Below are 17,287 nucleotides of genomic sequence, written 5' to 3'. Positions count from 1 at the left end.
GTTTTCTTTCCATTATAACAGAAAAAATGATTTTGTTCATTATTTATTTACTCATGCGTTTATTATGCAGCAGCTCATTTTAAATGGGGTGAGGATAATACAATCTATTTTATAAGAAACAAGTACAAACTGTGCTTCATACACTTAACCAGGAAGGAGTTGATACCATGGGAGATACTGTTACCACAGTAAACGCTGCTGATCCGGTAAAGGCATTTGAAGCCTTGGCAAGAATTATCGGGGATAAAGAGGGGGTAGAAATTACTCTGAAAAGCCTCAAGAAAAAAGAGGAAGAGGGCAAACAGGGAACTGGCTGATGGAAGCCAGAGAAAGCCGGATAAATCCGGCATGCATGGACAAGCTCATAGCTTTGACTGATGATTGAACGTTGAGTGAGGAGGTTAGTGAAGCCGATAACGGCGGATATAGCGAGATTTAAGAGGGAGGTGGCCGGCAAGATTGGGGAGGTCCTGCCGGCTGTATGAAAAAAAGTTTATATTAAAAGGTCATTGCCTTTTTGCAGTTTTTAATATACTGGAGAAATGTGACAAATTTTTGATGGAATTGTGAAGAGTTTGTGAAAGAAGGTGGTACATTGAGAACTTAATATTGATAGTTAGTGGAAAGTCCTGTATTATAAAATGAAATTGTATTTACCTTTAAACAAATTAACCGACAGGAAACTGGCCCGGAAAAACCGTAGCCAATGCCCAGGGCTGGTGCAGCGATGGTTCCCGGGGATATGTTATGGTGGACATTCCGGGCTGCTATTCTTTAATGGCGCATTCCACGGAAGAGGAAGTGGCCAGGGACTTTATCTGTTTTGAGAACCCGGATGCCGTAGTGGTGGTCTGTGATGCTACGTGCCTGGAGAGAAATTTGAATCTGGTGCTGCAGATCATGGAAGCCTCTCCAAATGTTGTGGTATGCGTAAACCTTATGGATGAAGCCAAAAAGAAGAAGATCCTCATAAGGCTGGATTTATTGGAGCAGCGCCTGGGCGTTCCGGTAGCGGGGACGGCAGCCAGGAGCAAAAAGGGCCTGGATCAGATTTACATAGGCTTAAGACAATGCTTTGATGAGAAAGAGGAGGAAACAGAAAAAAACATACTTATCCGCTATCCCGAATACATCGAAGAAGCCATAGCCAGGTTATTACCGGCAGTAGAAATAGCATCCGAAGGAAAGGCAGAGCCCCGTTGGTTATGTGCCAGACTGTTAGACGCCAATGAGAACTTAATTGGAGCTGTAAGGAAATACTTGCAGCCGGTTGCCGAATCCGAAGAAGTTGCCGCATGTCTTGATGATATCCACAGCGAGTGGAAGGCCAGAGGAATCACCCAGGAAAAAGCAAGTGATGATATGGCTGCTGTCTTTATAAAAAAGGCAGAATATTTATGCAGAGGTGTTGTGGTATATGAGAATCAGACCTACAACCGGAGGGACCGGAAGCTGGACCAGTTTTTTACCAGCAGGCTTACAGGCTTCCCCATTATGTTCCTGATCTTGCTGGGAATCTTCTGGCTCACCATAACGGGAGCCAATTATCCGTCAGAACTTTTAAGCACCACGTTATTCCGTTTTGAAGAATGGTTAAGCAGAATGGCGGAAACGGCAGGTGTGCCGGCTCTTATTTCAAATCTTCTCATTCATGGAGTCTACCGGGTCCTGGCCTGGGTGGTATCGGTAATGCTTCCTCCTATGGCAATCTTTTTCCCGTTGTTTACTCTTTTGGAAGACTTTGGATATCTCCCAAGAGTGGCATTTAACTTAGACCGCTGCTTTAAGCGGTGCTCTGCGTGCGGGAAGCAGGCGCTGACCATGTGACAGAAGAAATCTATGCATTTTTCCTGTTAAATATTGCTATATAATACTTGACACATTTAACTGTAAATGGTATAGTTACAGCTATAAACTGTAACTAAAAATAGTACAGAAACTTAGAAGAAAATGTGGTAGAAATTAGAATAAAACTTGGCATAATGTTAAAAGGAGGTACCGGGTTTGGGATTTTCAATTGATGTGGGCGTTCCGGTTTTGACCGTGTTTCTGCAGGGGATGATCAGCTTTTTTTCACCCTGCGTGCTTCCGCTTATCCCCCTTTACATCGGGTATTTGTCAGGAGGGACAGGAGTAAGAGGAGAAGATGGGAGGATTTATTATAAACGCAGCAAGGTCATGCTGCATACGGTTTGTTTTGTCATTGGGATCAGCTTTACATTTTTCCTGTTAGGGCTTGGTTTTTCCGCCCTAGGCAGTTTTTTTAAATCCAACCAGCTGCTGTTTGCCAGGTTCGGAGGAATCCTTGTGATCCTGTTTGGCTTATACCAGCTTGGATTATTCGGCGCTTCTAATGTTTTGGGAAGGGAACGAAGACTGCCGTATTCCTTTGATACGCTGGCGATGTCTCCGCTCACTGCCCTGATCATGGGATTCACATTCAGCTTTGCCTGGACGCCCTGCGTGGGACCGGCACTGGCCAGTGTGCTCCTTATGGCGGCATCAGCCGCTACAAAGACTCTGGGCTTTACTCTGATCGGAGTATATACCCTGGGCTTTATCCTGCCGTTTCTGGCAGTCGGATTTTTTACCACAACGGTCCTGGCGTTTTTTAAAACCCACAGCAGCGTGGCAAAGAGTGCGGTAAAAGCCGGCGGCATTCTTATGGTATTCATGGGAGCGCTGATGTTTACCGGGAAAATGAATGCGGTGACCGGATACTTGTCCGCCATTCCGGCTCCATCGGTAACAGAGACAAAAGAGGCTTCGGATACGGAAAGCGGGAAGGAAACCATTGCGGAAGAGGAAACCGCTGCGGAATCCGAAGAAAGCACAGAAGAGGAAAACGCCGATGAACCGCTGCCGGCCATTGATTTTACCCTGAAGGACCAGTTTGGTAACACCCATTCCCTCTCTGATTATAAAGGAAAGACCATATTTCTAAATTTCTGGGCGACCTGGTGTCCCCCGTGCCGGGCAGAAATGCCGGATATCCAGAAGATATATGAAACCTATGATACAGAAGGGGACGATGCACTGATCGTTCTGGGAGTTGCAGCTCCGAATTATGGAAACGAAAAAGACGAGGAGGGAATTAAAAAGTTCCTCGAGGAAAACGGATATACGTATCCGGTGTTGATGGATACCAATGCGGATTTGTTTACCGCTTACGGAATATTCTCTTTCCCGACCACATATATGATCGACCGGGATGGGAACGTATTTGGCTATGCAAGCGGTCAGCTTTCCGAAGATACCATGCACAGTATCATTGAACAGACTATGAAAGGAGAGCGAAACTGATACCATGGATAAGTACAGGGCGAGAAGAAACAAAATCAGAAGAAGAAATAGAAACATAGCTTATGGTGTATTGATTTTATCAGCCCTGTCATCAGCCTGGCTTCTATATTCCCTTGTTTTAAAGGATGCAGGCAGGGCTGGCTCCGAAAGCCTTAAGGCCGGTACGAAAATAGAAGACAGTGAACGTATGAACGCCCTGGATGAGAAGCTTACAGCCGCCAGGGTCGGGCAGACAGATTTAACAGGACTTACGGTAAAAGAGGCAGAAGATACGCTGGAAGAGCGGTACCAGTGGGAACTGGCGGTCCGTGACGGAACAGATGCGGTCTTAATGGACAACTTATTGGAGCCGCAGCTTCAGTCCATTCGAAAACAGTTAAGAGAAACGCCTGCAGACCGGACACAGCAGTATGAAATTGACTATGAGGCCATGAGAGAGCCGTTTGCAGAGCAGGTGACCGAACTTGCTAAGCGCTGGGACAAAAGCGCAGCCGGCTCTGAACTGGAATCCTTTGATAAGGAAACCGGTACCTACCGTTACACCAAAGAACAGAACGGACGGTCTTTAAACCAGGAGAAGCTGGTGGAACAGCTGATGGATGCGGTAAAAGAGGAGAATTACCAGGCCGAGATCGCGGCGGAGTTTACAGAGACTCCTCCGGAAAGAACCCAGGCTCAGGCAAAAGAACAATATAAGGTGATCGGAACCTTTACGACCACCACAACGGATAATAAAAACCGGAACCGGAATATCAGCCTTGCGGTGGAATCCGTCAACGGTCTTATTTTAAAGCCGGGGCAGGAATTTTCCTTCAACAATACGACCGGAAACCGTACCAGGGAAAAAGGCTACCAGCCTGCAGGCGCTTACCGGAACGGGGTGTTGATCGAAGAACCGGGCGGAGGTGTATGCCAGGTGTCCACCACCTTATATCATGCAATCATTGAAGGCGGTTTTAAAACCACAGAGCGCAATGCCCACAGCTTTGCGCCTTCCTATGTGGAAAAGGGGCAGGATGCCATGGTCAGCTTTGACGGTTATGCAGGACCGGACCTGAAATTCAAAAATACCAGCGGCCATACCATAGCAGTCCGTGCAGCTCTTGAAGGGAGAAAATTAAAAATTTCCCTTGTAGGGCTTCCGGTACTGGAGGATGGATTGAAAGTAACGATTCGTTCGGAAAAGGTCCGGGATTTGGAACCGCCGGCACCTGTTTATGAAGAAAATACGGCTTTGCCCTACGGAACGGAAAAAGTAATGGACAAGGGTACAACCGGCGGCGTCTATAAGAGCTACCGGGTGTATAAAAAAGGAGATGCTGTGATAAAGGAAGAACCTCTTCATAACAGCACCTACAAAGGAAAATCTTCTGTGATCCAGAGAAATACTACGGCGATACCGGCTGAAACCCTGCCTGAGGCCACGCAGGAAACACAGCCTCAAGCTACGGAGGCTACAGAGGCTCCGGAGGTTAAAGGACCCGGGGCCAACATTCCTAAGACGGAAGCGGCAGATTAAGGGAATACTGTCATCGCGGACAGGCAGTCCCAACCGGAAGACAGCCTGTCTATATGGAATGTCAGCAGAAGAGTAGAAAAAAAGTTTATAAAACAGGGTATCCCAGGGGTATGAAACGGCCCTTGGGATACCCTGTTTTATGCTGTTTAAAATAGTAATAATCCGGAATATAAAAAAGTACAGGAAAATGTAAAAATATTACATATTATTAAATATCATCCAGGGGAAATGAAAAAAACATGTAAAAAATAACTATAAATAAAAGGAAGATTATAATTATTTGCATTCAAAACTTACAAAAATGCCGGTAAAATAAGGTTGAAAGAAAAATGGATAACAAAATCTTTTATTGAGGGAGGAAAAAGAAGTGGGGATGAAACAATTGGCCCGAAAATCGGTTGGCATCCTGCTGTGTGCAGGCATGGTCGCGGCCGTTTTACCGGGGACGGGCATGTTTACCAGCTTAGGGGCCCGGTATGTAGTTCAGGACGGTGAAATTCCGTCAAAGGCATCTGCGTTGGAAGAACTTCCAGCCAGCGTAAATTGCGTGGAAGAAGGTGCAGCCATCCAGACGCCAAAGGACATTACATGGGAGATAAGCGGAAACGGTTCTTTTTATAATGCAGGCAGTACGGTAAAGGTAACAGGAACCATTGCGGAAAATGGGCAGAAGGTGTCTGCAGCGGTTCTGGCAGTACCAAAGAATGTTGTGTATCTGGTGGATGCAAATGTGTCTGCTGCGGATGGATCTGCTGATTTTAAGCGTTTTAAAGAAAAGGGAGATGCATCATTGTTAAAAAATACCGTACCCGACCAGGCTTATGGGGCCGGAGCATGGGGCTATACCAGCGTTATTAACACTGACGTGAGCGCAAAGGGAGTGGCAGCAGATTTAAAGGATACCAAGAGCTACACCGGGTATTATGCAAAAACCGGCAGGAACATATCCTATCAGCTCCCTCTGGAGGCAGGAACCTATATCGCGGCAGGTGAATTTGCGGAATGGTGGGGGGATTATCAGAGATCCGTCAATATGAAAGTCACTTACACCGATAAAGATGGGCAGACCAGAACGGATGTTTTGGATACGGGTGTCCTCGGTGCAAAAAACAGTGTGGATACAGCCGTGGGAAGCTTCACCATAGAAAGCAGCCAGGAGGTGATCCTGACCTTCGAAAAGAAGGCCGGTACGGGCCAGGATGCAGTATTATCCGGATTTACCATTTTAAAAGCTGAGGAAGAACTTCCTTCTCAGGACAGGATCCCGGTTACCGTTGACGGAAGCCGGATTGATGAGGCAAATACCTTTGGCGGATTTGGCTCCGTTACCTGCAATAACACCTCCAGGCTGCTGATGGATTATAAGGCGCTCCATGAGGACCGGTACTGGGAGATGATGAAGCTTCTGTTTGATAAGGAAGAAGGTGCCGGATTAAATCATGTAAAGATCGAAATGGGTGCGGATGTGAACTCTTCATCCGGAACCGAGCCGGCCACCATGCGTTCTCCGGATGAGGTGCCCAATGTAAAACGGGGAGCCGGTTTTTCCTTTGCGGCGGATGCGAAATCCATCAATCCCGGCATTACCGTGGAAATTCTCCGCTGGGGGGAACCGAGATGGACTCAGGAGGGAATCGGGTACGAAGAATATGAAAATCCCAAATATGAGGCCAGATACCAGTGGTACCGCAGGACCATTGATGCGGTTTATGAAACCTATGGCTATAAGATTACAGAGGTAAGCCCCGGGCAAAATGAAAGGCGAAAAGATTATGCCGATGATTTCGCGTGGATCAAATACTGCGCACAGCGCTTTAAAGAAGACGGAGAAAATGGGATCGGAGCCTTTGACTACGGAGAAATCAAAATTGTTGCAGCAGATTTATACAGAGGGATGAATACGACCGTGGATTATCTGATGAAGGATCCGGAACTGAGAGATCTGGTGGACGTTATTTCCGACCATTACCAGATCTGGCTGGGAAGTGCAAACCTTACGAAACTGAATCAGGAATACGGCAAGGAAGTCTGGTATGGGGAATCCACCGCACCGATGATCAATGCCTGTTACCGGGCCAATGTGGATCCGGGCCGGGGCGGGATCGGCGGTTCCGGCAGCATTGCAGCCATGGCGGAACGTTTTATCGCTGCATATGCGTATAAAAATGCGGACGGATACACCAGCCATATGACTGAGCTTTTATTCCAGCCGGCTATTGGAGCATTTTATGAAGGAAGCGCCTACAGTCCGAAACAGCTGATCGGTGCGTTTGACCCATGGTCCGGTTATTATGAGGCTGACGGAGGCATTCAGATGGTACAGCATTTTATGCAGTTTGCGGACAGTGACTGGAAATACCTTCCGGATGCATGCTATTCCGACGGTTCCACGGGAGACGGTGACATTACGGCAGATACCTCTACCGATACCCGCCTTGCGGTAAAGGACCCGGAAACAGATGATTACTCGATCGTATTTGCTAACAATACATCAGCGGAGAGAAAGTACCGGTTGACCCTAAAAAATCTGAAAACAGCCGGAAAACCTTATAATGTATGGGAAACCAGGGGACCGGATGGAGGGGAAGTGTTTGATGCCAACTGGTTCCAAAAGATAACAGATAAAGCATTTCCTGCCGTCAATGAAGATGGAACCTCAACCATTGAGCTCACCGTAAAACCGTATTCGGTATTGACACTGACAAGTCTGACAGACCGTGGAACCAGCTATACAAGCGGTCAGAATGATTCCGGTGTGGAGCGTACGGTCCTGGAGCTCCCTTACCGGGATTCCTTTGATTATGAGGATTCCTTTGTGGGGGAAAGAGGCGGAACACCGTTATTCACCACGGATTTAGAAGGAGCCTTTGAGGTACGCAAATCAGAAGATACCGGATATGTCCTGACTCAGGTCATAAATGGGGATAACCGGCCTTATAACTGGAATCCATGGGGAAGCGGAAGCGATGAAAGCAGCCAGACCACAGGAATCCCATGGACGGTCCTGGGGGACCACCGCTGGGCCAATTACACGGCAGGGATCGATGTGAAGCTGGACACAAAAGGGAACGGCTATGGAGATAATTTTGCCGTTCTGGGCGTACGCGAGGTGGTTCACTCCAGCGGAGCCGCTTACCGGGCAAAGATCTATGACAGCGGAAAATGGGAACTGCTCCGTTTTAATACGGTCAAAAAATCCGGAAAGCTTGAAAATTTTGATACTGCCGTCTGGCACAGGCTTCAGTTGAAGGCAGACGAAAATGCCATCACCATGTATGTGGATGGAGAAGAAGCAGGAAGCTTTACGGACCAGGAAAGTCCTGTTATGACAGGGCGTATAACCCTGATGAGCGGGTTCTGGAACACCGGATTTGACAACCTGGAGGTTATACCCGTTGAAGGAAAGACTGCCTTTGCATCCTCCAAACTGGATGATACGTCGCCTCTCATATCCTGGAATGGAAGTGTAAAGCACAACATTGGCCAGGGATTTGCCTACTATAACCGGAGCTATACATCCATGCCGGCAGGAAGCAGCATGGAATTCGTGGTTCCGGAAGGGACCGGATTTGATGTGTTTGGAAAATCCGGATCAGCATCCATTAAGGTAACCGTAGACGGACAGAGTACCGATGCAGCAACCCTTAGCACCGGAGACCGGGAGACCTCCTGCTGGAAGGAAGGGCTGGCCAACGGGGAGCACAGCGTAAAGATAGAGGTGGCCCAGGGGACCTATCAGGTAGACGGCATCGACCTGATGACAGGACCTTATGAAAACAATGAGGGCGTACATACGGATGAGCTGTCCAGGCTGATCGATTATGCGAAGAGCTATACCTTTGATCCCGTCCTGTATCCGGAAGCCCTGATCAAACAGGCAGAACAGCAGCTTAAAAATGCAGAAGAGGTTCTGGCCCGGCCGGAGAGCCAGGAAGAGGTTGATATGGCCAGGATCGCCCTGCGCAATGCGTTCCCGAAAGTGGGTATACAGCCGATGGGGCAGTAGGCACAAAGGGCAGTGACAGCGTTTCATATCAAACTACCGGTGATTCATTAAGAACTAAAAACACAAAAAGGTATGGCAGATAAGTGGCCATACCTTTTTTCATACGTTCTGTTTTTCTATTTTTTTAACTTTCCAAAGTCTTTCTTTATTTTCCAAAACTTTTTAAATTGATAATGTGTGATAAAGTGAAATCCGGAAGAAGGAAGATTCTTAAAACGTGAAAGGAGAAATTATTATGGATTACAACAAGCTTGCGCTGGAAATGCATGAACAAAACAGAGGAAAAATCGAAGTGGTTTCCAAAGTCAGAGTAGAAAACAGGGAGGATTTAAGTACGGCCTATACACCGGGGGTCGCAGAGCCATGCCGGAAAATCCGGGATAACCGGGAAGATGTCTGGCGTTATACGGCAAAAGGGAATCTGGTAGCAGTCGTATCGGACGGAACAGCGGTTCTGGGATTGGGGGATATCGGACCGGAAGCGGCCATGCCGGTTATGGAAGGGAAAGCCATCCTTTTCAAAACATTTGCAGATATCGACGCATTTCCGATTTGTCTTGATACAAAGGATACGGAGGAAATTATCGAGACGGTAAAACGGATTGCCCCCACATTTGGAGGAATCAATCTGGAGGATATTTCAGCGCCCCGCTGTTTTGAAATCGAGAGACGCTTAAAGGAAGAACTGGACATTCCGGTGTTCCATGATGATCAGCACGGTACTGCAATCGTTGTATCAGCCGGACTGGTAGGCGCCTTAAAGCTGGTGAAAAAAGACATCCATCAGGCCAGGGCCGTAATCAATGGAGCCGGTTCCGCCGGAATCTCTATCTGTAAGCTGCTCATGGAAATCGGTATGAAAGATGTCATTCTGGTAGATAAAAATGGAATTCTGGCTCCGGGTGAGGAATGGATGAATCAGGCCCAGAGAGAGATGGCAGGTAAAACAAACAGGGAACAGCTTCATGGAAATCTGGCAGACGCCATGAAAGGCCGTGATGTATTTATCGGCGTGTCCGCGCCTGGAGTAGTTACGGCGGATATGGTATCTGCTATGGCAAAGGATGCGATTTGTTTTGCCATGGCAAATCCGGTTCCGGAAATCATGCCGGAAGAGGCGATGCGGGGCGGTGCGCGCATTGTAGCCACCGGACGCTCGGATTTCCCGAACCAGATCAACAATGTTCTTGTGTTTCCAGGGATCTTCCGCGGTGCTCTTGATGCACGGGCAAGGGATATAACAGAAAAAATGAAAATTGCTGCTGTCTATGCGATCGCGGATATCATTCCGGAGGAAGAGCTGACAGAGGAATATATCATTCCCGGTGCTTTTGATAAGCGGGTGGCCGAACATGTTGCCCAGGCGGTTGCCCGGGCAGCTGTTGAGGAAGGCGTATCAAAGCTGTAAATAAAACAGGGGTATGAATCAGGAGGATAAAAGAATGCTGGATGCACAAGTTATAAAAGAGACGGCCGCTAAAAAGAAAAGTATTAAGAGCTTTACGGTCATGGGTATGTCTCTTCCTGTCTATACATTAATCAGTTTTCTGATTTTATTTGCTGCGAAGCTGGAGATCCTGCCGAAAAATATGGTGGGAGCTCTGGCAGTTATGATGGTATTGGGAAGTCTTTTTAATCTGCTGGGCAGCAGGATTCCGTTGGTACGCTCCTATCTGGGAGGCGGGGCCGTGTTCTGTATCTTTGCGTCCTCTGCGTTAGCAACCTTTGGGCTTTTGCCTGTCAGCGTTACGGAAAACTGTGAGAGTTTTATGAATGAGGTGGGGTTTCTGGACTTCTACATCGCGGCGCTCATTACAGGAAGTATCCTTGGAATGAATCGGGAACTGTTAAAAAAAGCTGCCATCCGATTCCTTCCGGTTTCTTTCCTTTCCATGGCATGTGCCATCCTAATGGCCGGAGTAATGGGAATGATAACCGGCTACGGCTTCGGTGAAACAATCCTTTATATTGCCATGCCCATGATGAGTGGCGGAATGGGTGCAGGAGTGATTCCCCTGTCCGGCATCTATGCAAATGCGACCGGTCTTGACAGCGCGCAGGTTATCTCCCGGATGATTCCCGCCTCCGCGATCGGCAATGTTCTTGCCATTATCTGTGCGGCACTGATTTCAAAGCTTGGAACTGCGGTTCCCGCCATCAATGGAAACGGAAAACTGATGGACATTGATAAGGATAAAAAGGGAGATGAGCAAAAAGCGGTTTTTGATGTTGAAGCAATGGGCACAGGCCTGATATTTGCCATGGCATTCTTTACCATGGGGGTATTGATCAATCAGGTTTTCCCGAATATTCATGCCTATGCTTTTATGATCATCCTTGTAGTCATCTGCAAGATTTCGGGCATGGTTCCGAAAAAATATGAAAATGCTGCTGTACAGTGGAGCCAGTTTGTCATGAAGAATCTGACAAATGCCCTTCTGTCAGGAATCGGAATCGCCTTATTAGATTTAAAAGTGCTGGCTGCGGCGCTGACACCGGTGTATCTGCTGATTTGTGTGGTTATCATACTGACGGTAGCCATCTGTTCCGGGCTTCTGGGAAAACTGGTGGGCTTCTATCCGGTAGAGGCATCCATCACCGCCGGACTTTGTACCAACAGTATGGGAGGAACCGGAAATATTGCGGTTCTGTCCGCTGCCGGCAGAATGGGGCTGATCCCCTTTGCACAGATGGCCACCAGGTTAGGCGGAGCTGTCATTCTCATAACGGCCAGTTTTTTAATTCGCATCCTGTCATAGAGATGCAATGGATCGCAGTATATCGTACAAACCTGCCTGAATAAGATTTTTCAGGAGGTGCATGAGATGGATTCATTGAATCAGGTAACCTATGAAGAGAAAAATATAACAGTAAAAGTGGAGCGTATCTTTGCAGGAGAAAAAACAGTCAAAGAACTGGTACTGGAGCTGCTTAAAAAGCGGCAGGAGTCCGGGGGAGACCGGTCATGACCGCAGTCCGTGAAGACAGCCCGGCAGCGCAGTACAAAGCAGCCCTTTATATGCGTCTGTCAAAGGATGACGACGGAACCGGTGAAAGCGCCAGCATCAGCACCCAGCGGAAGATGCTTCGCGCTTACGCCGGGGAAAACGGTTATGGGATTTACGGAGAATATGTGGACGACGGATACAGCGGAACGAATTTTGAACGCCCGGCCTGGGCGAGGCTGTTAAAAGACATTGAAGCAAAACGGGTGAATCTGGTGATCACCAAGGATTTATCGCGCCTTGGAAGGGACTATATCATGACAGGGCAGTATACCGAGATTTATTTCCCGTCCAGGGGAGTCCGTTACATAGCAATCAACGATGGATACGATTCTGCCGGTCCATGGAGCGACATTGCTCCCTTTAAAAATATAGTAAATGAAATGTATGCCCGCGACACTTCAAAGAAGATCCGCAGTGCCTTTCAGACAAAAATAAGGGAAGGGGCTTTTATCGGAAATTTTGCTCCCTACGGATACCAGAAGGACCCGGAGGACAAAAACCACCTTCTCATTGACCCTGTAACCGCTCCCATTGTCCGGGAAATATTTGAGAGGGCAGAGGAAGGAGCGGCGCCGTCCCAGATTGCAAAATCCTTAAACCAGAGAGGCGTGCTTCCCCCGGCCTTATACCGCTGCGCCCGGCGGCCTTATTTAAACCCGGACGATTATTCCAGGAGAAAGGAATGGACATCAGGTACCATCTGTAAAATGCTCAATAATCCCGTATACTTAGGCCATATTGTTCAGGGGAAAACTGCGAAAGTATCCTTTAAAAGCGGAATAACTCTTAAAAAGCCCAGGGAAGAGTGGGTTGTTGTGAAGGATAAGCATGAGCCGGTCATATCACAGGAGGTATTTGAACGTGTGCGAAACCGGAGCATATCCCGTAAAAATCCGCCGGGAACCGGTTTTTCCAATCTGTTTTCCGGATTCGCCAGATGTGCGGACTGCGGACGGAGCATGTCAACCACAGGGGCCAGGGGAAAAGAGGGGGTGCGCAAGCTGGTATGCGGAAGATATAAGCTGTATGGAAGCCGGGAGTGCACCAATCATTTTATGGATTATGAACTCCTTTATGAAATCGTATTACAGGAACTCCGCATTCTTCTTACATTTTCAGAAGGGGAAAAGAGAGAAATCGTCGAAGCGCTTAAGGAGCCATTTAGCAGGAGGGAACCGACCGGTGAAAAAAAGGCGGTGTCAGCCCTTAAGAAACGGGAAAAAGAGATTCAATGCATCATCGGCAAACTCTATGAGGACCGGGTAAACGGCAGAATCGGGGAGGAACGTTTTTATAAAATGATGGACTCCTATGAAAAGGAACAAAAAGAAATTACAACTGGCCTTTCAGCGGTCCAAAGACCTCATCCTTCACAGAAAGGCGGTCTTGAGGGAGTTTACCTGCTCGCCTGCCTGATGGAAGAAATTAACCGGAAAAAGGGCCTGTCACCCGAAGTGCTGGGAAAATTCATTGAAAAAATCGAGATCTGTCAGGGCAGCGGGGAAGGAAACGGGCAGAAGGGCCATAAATGCCAGACGATCCGGATCTATTACAGAGCAGCAGCTCCGATGGAAAAGAAAACAACTATAGCATAAATTTCCTCATTCATGTGTATGGGCTTTGGATGCAATGCGGCCGGAATCATTGGCTGCCGTATTATTGATTCCCCAAGAGAACGCCTGATCGCCATGATCACCAATAACTTTGTTCCATGCAACGGACGTTTTCCGCAACCATACAAAGGGAAACAAAATTGTTCCTTGGTGCTGACTATGAAGAAACAGCCGAATTAGTAATACCAGTAACTGATACCAGCTATGATAATTATGCCGAAAGGTTAAAAGCCTATCGGAAAAAGAACCGCTTATCGCAACAGGAGCTTGCACAGCTTATGGGTGTGAAACACTTTACGCTTAGGAGCTGGGAACAAAAGAAAGCAAAGCCACCTTATCATATATGGCGGCTCTACAAACACTTATTTGATTGTTCCATCTTGTTCCCGTAATTTTAAGCTTTCCAGTATTTTATCTATGACAGCTACTTTTTCTTGGTTTGTTAGGTTAGAACTATGCAGTTTACGTTCTATGATTTCTATATGAAATTCATTTATTTTGTCAGAGAGGGCGTGAAGATCCATATCGTCAGGAACATGAATTATGACGTTTTGAATACAATTCTTTTTCATTCACTCCCTCCCTCTGATAATGTAAAGTTAGATACTTCATGTTATGAAAATATCTGTATGTCCTATACATGCATGAAGCAGTCTCTTTTACAAGCGCAGCTTCGCTGTTATTTATGAAGCAAATCGAACAGCTCTGGCAAAGCTCACGGGAATCTCACCCCTGCATGGTTCTCATGCAGCCGTACCTATTGCCTGCGACGGTTCTTTCACGCTCGGGCTATGGCTGTACGGGAGTATCATTATCACAATAGGGAAGTCATGGCGGCAGCCTTGCCAAAGGCGGCTTACGGAACACTGACAGGAATCGCTCTTTCTTTTCCCTCCTTTCGGGTCATGGCGTGTCAGTCCGTCGGCTCTCTCCCTATTGAAATGTATTCGATTGCTTTTATTTGATTTTCAAAGAACAGCAGACTTGACAGCCTGTCAAAACACGCTGATGGCAGTATGCTTTGACAGAATGACAAGACAAACTTCACCGTTCGGGAAGCGTGGAGCGTATCAGCACGCTTCCACGAAAGGAATTATGGTTATTTAATTTCAAAAGATAAAATCTTAGTAATCAGTCTGGTTTCCATTCTGCTTCGTAAAGTTTCATCAACAACCATATGCTGATTCCCGTATTCGTCTTTCATCGGGCGGAGAGATCTTTTGGCGATATAACCCCTGTAATGCTTCACAATCTGATTGATAGCCTCCGTATCACCGTCTGTTGCCGCTGCGATAACAGAATAGGAGACCATGGGATATGTAGTTTTCATTCCGTATGCTCCTCCATAAACTCTTTAATAAAGGCTAGTCCACTGGTTCTGTGACGATAGACCGTAGATCGGTTCAGTTTTAGCATTTCTGCTATTTCAGTATCATTCATATCCATAAAGTAGTAGAGCAGAATAATTTCTCGTTTTTTTTCCGTCAGACTTTTTAATGCTTCACTTAATAAATCATTTTCCACACCTATAGTCGAGCCATTTAGTGTGAAAGTGTGAAAATCAGTTGCATAGTTATCTACGTTTGAAAACTGACTGACGAGATAATCCCCCATATCAGAAAACGATATTTCATGTTTGGATAATCTTGAAATGTATCTCTGGTAGTCCTTCCGTTCATCTTCCATAGCACGTTTGCATATATAATCAAACTGATTAAACAGAGATGTACCAAATGTATGAAATCATGGATGAAGAATCATTGAGATATGCAATAAAGGATTATATAAGATTTTATAGAAAAGAGCGTCCTCAAGATAGATATCATTGTAAAACACCGCTGGAGGTAAGAACCGAAGCGCTATCTTCCGAAAGGCCAAAGGAATATCCGATTCCTGAAAACAAACGAATTGAGAAATATAAAGAGAAATGGTGTGCATAGAAAAGGGGCTGTCGCACTAAGTAATTAGTGCGCAGCCTCTTTGCTTGCAAAAATTTAAGAGCCGGGCTTTGTAAAGCCCGGCTCTTGGTGTAAAATATATTTATGCTACTAAATAAAATTCTACAAAAAGATTATACTATGGTTCAAGATTTTTATCAATTAAAACTACCATTAAATATCGATTGTATAATCCCAGATAATGATTCTGTGCGTTTGCTAAGTCAGGTTGTAGAGGAGATGGATATTTCAGAGTTATATTCGACTTATTCCCGAATTCGGAAAAATACTGCAACGCCAAGACAGATGCTGAAGATTATGCTGTATGCTTACATGAACCGCATCTATTCTGCAAGAGATATTGAAAGAGCCTGTCATCGTGACATTAATTTCATGTTCTTATTAGAGGATTCCAAAGCTCCGGATCATGCCACCATTGCCAGATTCCGTTCACTCCATTTTTCTTCCTGTTCAAAGAAAATGTTAGCTCAAATGTCTGTCCTGCTGTTTGAACTTGGTGAAATCTCCGGAAAGGATATCTTTATTGACGGTACCAAGATTGAAGCCTGTGCGAATAAGTACACGTTTGTCTGGAAAAAATCAGTGACTAAAAATCTCGCAAAACTGTTAGAAAAACTTGCAGCTTTTGTAGAAGAATGTGAAGAAGAATACGGTATTAAAGTTGTGTACCATAATCAAGTTCAACTGTGTCATGTAAAGAAACTCCGCAAAAAACTTTATAAGATCAAAGCCGAAGAAGGAATTGAATTCGTCCATGGAATCGGAAAACGTAAAACACAGTTGCAGCGCTCAATTGAGCGACTAGAAGAATATCTGGATAAGCTGAAAGAATACACAAAGAAAATCTACCAATGCGGTAGTCGTAATAGTTATTCAAAAACGGATCCAGATGCAACCTTTATGCGAATGAAAGAAGATGCGATGCTGAATGGACAGCTGAAGCCAGGCTATAACCTTCAGCATGGTGTGGATTCGGAATACATCACATGGCTTACGATCGGGCCACAGCCAACAGATACCACAACACTGATCCCATTTCTGAAAGATATGGAAGAACATTTAAATTTCAAATATAAAAACATCGTAGCGGACTCTGGATATGAAAGCGAGGAGAATTACCTATATATTGAAGAAAATGAACAGGTTTCATTCATCAAGCCTGCAAACTATGAGATTTCCAAGACGCGAAAATATAAAACAGATATAAGCCGCAGAGAAAACATGGAATATAACACAGAAAACGACTGCTATACCTGCAAAGCCGGGAAAAAACTTGTTTTAACAGGTACGAAACAAGGGAAAAGCAAAACGGGTTATGTAATCAGAAAAAACATCTATACCTGTGAGGACTGCTATGATTGTCCGTACAAAAGGGAATGTATCAAAGGAAACAACAGTAAGATACCTTTTGAAGAACGAGTAAAACGGCTTGAAGTATCAAAGGTGTTCCAACAAAAACGAGCAGAAGATCTGGAACGTATTCTCTCTGATGAAGGCTGTCAGCTTCGAATGAACAGAAGCATCCAGGCTGAGGGTTCATTTGCTGATGTGAAAACAGATATGAATTTCCATCGCTATCTATGCAGAGGGAAAAACAATGTACTTGCGGAAAGCGTTCTTCTTGCAATGGCTCACAACGTGAATAAGCTGCACCATAAGATCCAAAGAGAATGTACAGGAACACATCTGTTTAACCTTAAAGAAAGCGCATAAATTTAAAAAACCTTAAATAGCAGACAACTAAAAGCCGCTGAACAATCAGAGGTATAGTAGTTGTCTGCTATTTTTCTTTGTTCGTAAATCCAGAATAAAAATGAACTCTAAAAGCACTCAAAAGAGCTGGGCACCAGCTGATTTTAATCAACTAGTGCGACAGCCCC

15 protein-coding genes and 1 pseudogene are annotated in these 17,287 nt (G+C 45.9%); 13 read left to right on the top strand and 3 right to left on the bottom strand.

Annotation, left to right across the window (positions count from 1 at the left end):
• Nucleotides 1-167: 167 nt before the first annotated feature.
• The 11 genes and pseudogenes from BQ9856_RS24445 to BQ9856_RS25615 all read left to right on the top strand — a co-directional run bounded on the left by BQ9856_RS24445 (nt 168) and on the right by BQ9856_RS25615 (nt 13,841).
• Nucleotides 168-317 carry a hypothetical protein gene (locus BQ9856_RS24445; RefSeq protein ID WP_159441930.1) on the top strand — a complete coding sequence of 50 codons (150 nt, stop codon included), beginning with the start codon at nt 168-170 and terminating at the stop codon, nt 315-317.
• A gap of 370 nt (nt 318-687) precedes the next feature.
• A pseudogene (locus tag BQ9856_RS25085) lies at nt 688-1,041 on the top strand (FeoB small GTPase domain-containing protein); the annotation flags it as partial.
• Nucleotides 1,042-1,827 carry a hypothetical protein gene (locus BQ9856_RS02745; protein ID WP_268875577.1) on the top strand — a complete coding sequence of 262 codons (786 nt, stop codon included), beginning with the start codon at nt 1,042-1,044 and terminating at the stop codon, nt 1,825-1,827. It begins immediately after the preceding pseudogene.
• Nucleotides 1,828-2,004: 177 nt separating this feature from the next.
• Nucleotides 2,005-3,303, top strand: a complete 1,299-nt coding sequence (locus BQ9856_RS02740; protein WP_077609604.1) for a redoxin family protein — start codon at nt 2,005-2,007, stop codon at nt 3,301-3,303.
• A gap of 4 nt (nt 3,304-3,307) precedes the next feature.
• Nucleotides 3,308-4,822 carry a VanW family protein gene (locus BQ9856_RS02735; protein WP_139348639.1) on the top strand — a complete coding sequence of 505 codons (1,515 nt, stop codon included), beginning with the start codon at nt 3,308-3,310 and terminating at the stop codon, nt 4,820-4,822.
• Between the two features lie 373 nt (nt 4,823-5,195).
• Nucleotides 5,196-8,828 (top strand): hypothetical protein, encoded by a 3,633-nt coding sequence (locus tag BQ9856_RS02730; protein WP_235839129.1) that lies wholly within the window; start codon nt 5,196-5,198, stop codon nt 8,826-8,828.
• Between the two features lie 235 nt (nt 8,829-9,063).
• On the top strand, nt 9,064-10,236 hold the full coding sequence (locus tag BQ9856_RS02725) for an NAD(P)-dependent malic enzyme (RefSeq protein WP_077609602.1): 1,173 nt from the start codon (nt 9,064-9,066) through the stop codon (nt 10,234-10,236).
• A 34-nt stretch (nt 10,237-10,270) separates the two neighbouring features.
• Nucleotides 10,271-11,587, top strand: a complete 1,317-nt coding sequence (locus BQ9856_RS02720) for a 2-hydroxycarboxylate transporter family protein (protein WP_139348638.1) — start codon at nt 10,271-10,273, stop codon at nt 11,585-11,587.
• Between the two features lie 66 nt (nt 11,588-11,653).
• Entirely contained in the window at nt 11,654-11,797 is a 144-nt protein-coding gene (locus BQ9856_RS24440) for a hypothetical protein (protein WP_159441929.1), read from the top strand.
• Nucleotides 11,794-13,431: a recombinase family protein gene (locus BQ9856_RS02715; protein ID WP_077609600.1), complete on the top strand. Its 1,638-nt coding sequence runs from the start codon at nt 11,794-11,796 to the stop codon at nt 13,429-13,431. Before BQ9856_RS24440 ends, BQ9856_RS02715 begins: the two co-directional genes overlap by 4 nt.
• A gap of 116 nt (nt 13,432-13,547) precedes the next feature.
• Entirely contained in the window at nt 13,548-13,841 is a 294-nt protein-coding gene (locus BQ9856_RS25615) for a helix-turn-helix domain-containing protein (RefSeq protein ID WP_077609598.1), read from the top strand.
• Here BQ9856_RS25615 and BQ9856_RS02700 read toward each other — a convergent pair.
• The 3 genes from BQ9856_RS02700 to BQ9856_RS02690 all read right to left on the bottom strand — a co-directional run bounded on the left by BQ9856_RS02700 (nt 13,812) and on the right by BQ9856_RS02690 (nt 15,135).
• Entirely contained in the window at nt 13,812-14,021 is a 210-nt protein-coding gene (locus BQ9856_RS02700) for a hypothetical protein (protein ID WP_077609597.1), read from the bottom strand. The two genes, BQ9856_RS25615 and BQ9856_RS02700, sit on opposite strands and share 30 nt — an antisense overlap.
• A gap of 527 nt (nt 14,022-14,548) precedes the next feature.
• Nucleotides 14,549-14,779, bottom strand: coding sequence for a helix-turn-helix domain-containing protein (locus BQ9856_RS02695; RefSeq protein ID WP_077609596.1), 231 nt, complete (start codon nt 14,777-14,779; stop codon nt 14,549-14,551).
• Nucleotides 14,776-15,135 carry a sigma-70 family RNA polymerase sigma factor gene (locus BQ9856_RS02690; RefSeq protein WP_077609595.1) on the bottom strand — a complete coding sequence of 120 codons (360 nt, stop codon included), beginning with the start codon at nt 15,133-15,135 and terminating at the stop codon, nt 14,776-14,778. Before BQ9856_RS02690 ends, BQ9856_RS02695 begins: the two co-directional genes overlap by 4 nt.
• A 47-nt stretch (nt 15,136-15,182) precedes the next feature.
• On the opposite strand from BQ9856_RS02690, the gene BQ9856_RS02685 reads away from it, so the two are divergent.
• Nucleotides 15,183-15,389, top strand: a complete 207-nt coding sequence (locus tag BQ9856_RS02685; RefSeq protein WP_139348637.1) for a hypothetical protein — start codon at nt 15,183-15,185, stop codon at nt 15,387-15,389.
• A 102-nt stretch (nt 15,390-15,491) separates the two neighbouring features.
• Nucleotides 15,492-17,120 carry an IS1182 family transposase gene (locus BQ9856_RS02680; protein ID WP_077609594.1) on the top strand — a complete coding sequence of 543 codons (1,629 nt, stop codon included), beginning with the start codon at nt 15,492-15,494 and terminating at the stop codon, nt 17,118-17,120.
• Nucleotides 17,121-17,287: the final 167 nt, after the last annotated feature.

The organism is Clostridium sp. Marseille-P2415, from assembly GCF_900155545.1.
Lineage (GTDB): Bacteria > Bacillota > Clostridia > Lachnospirales > Lachnospiraceae > Lacrimispora.
This window is presented reverse-complemented; position numbering and strand designations above follow the sequence as displayed.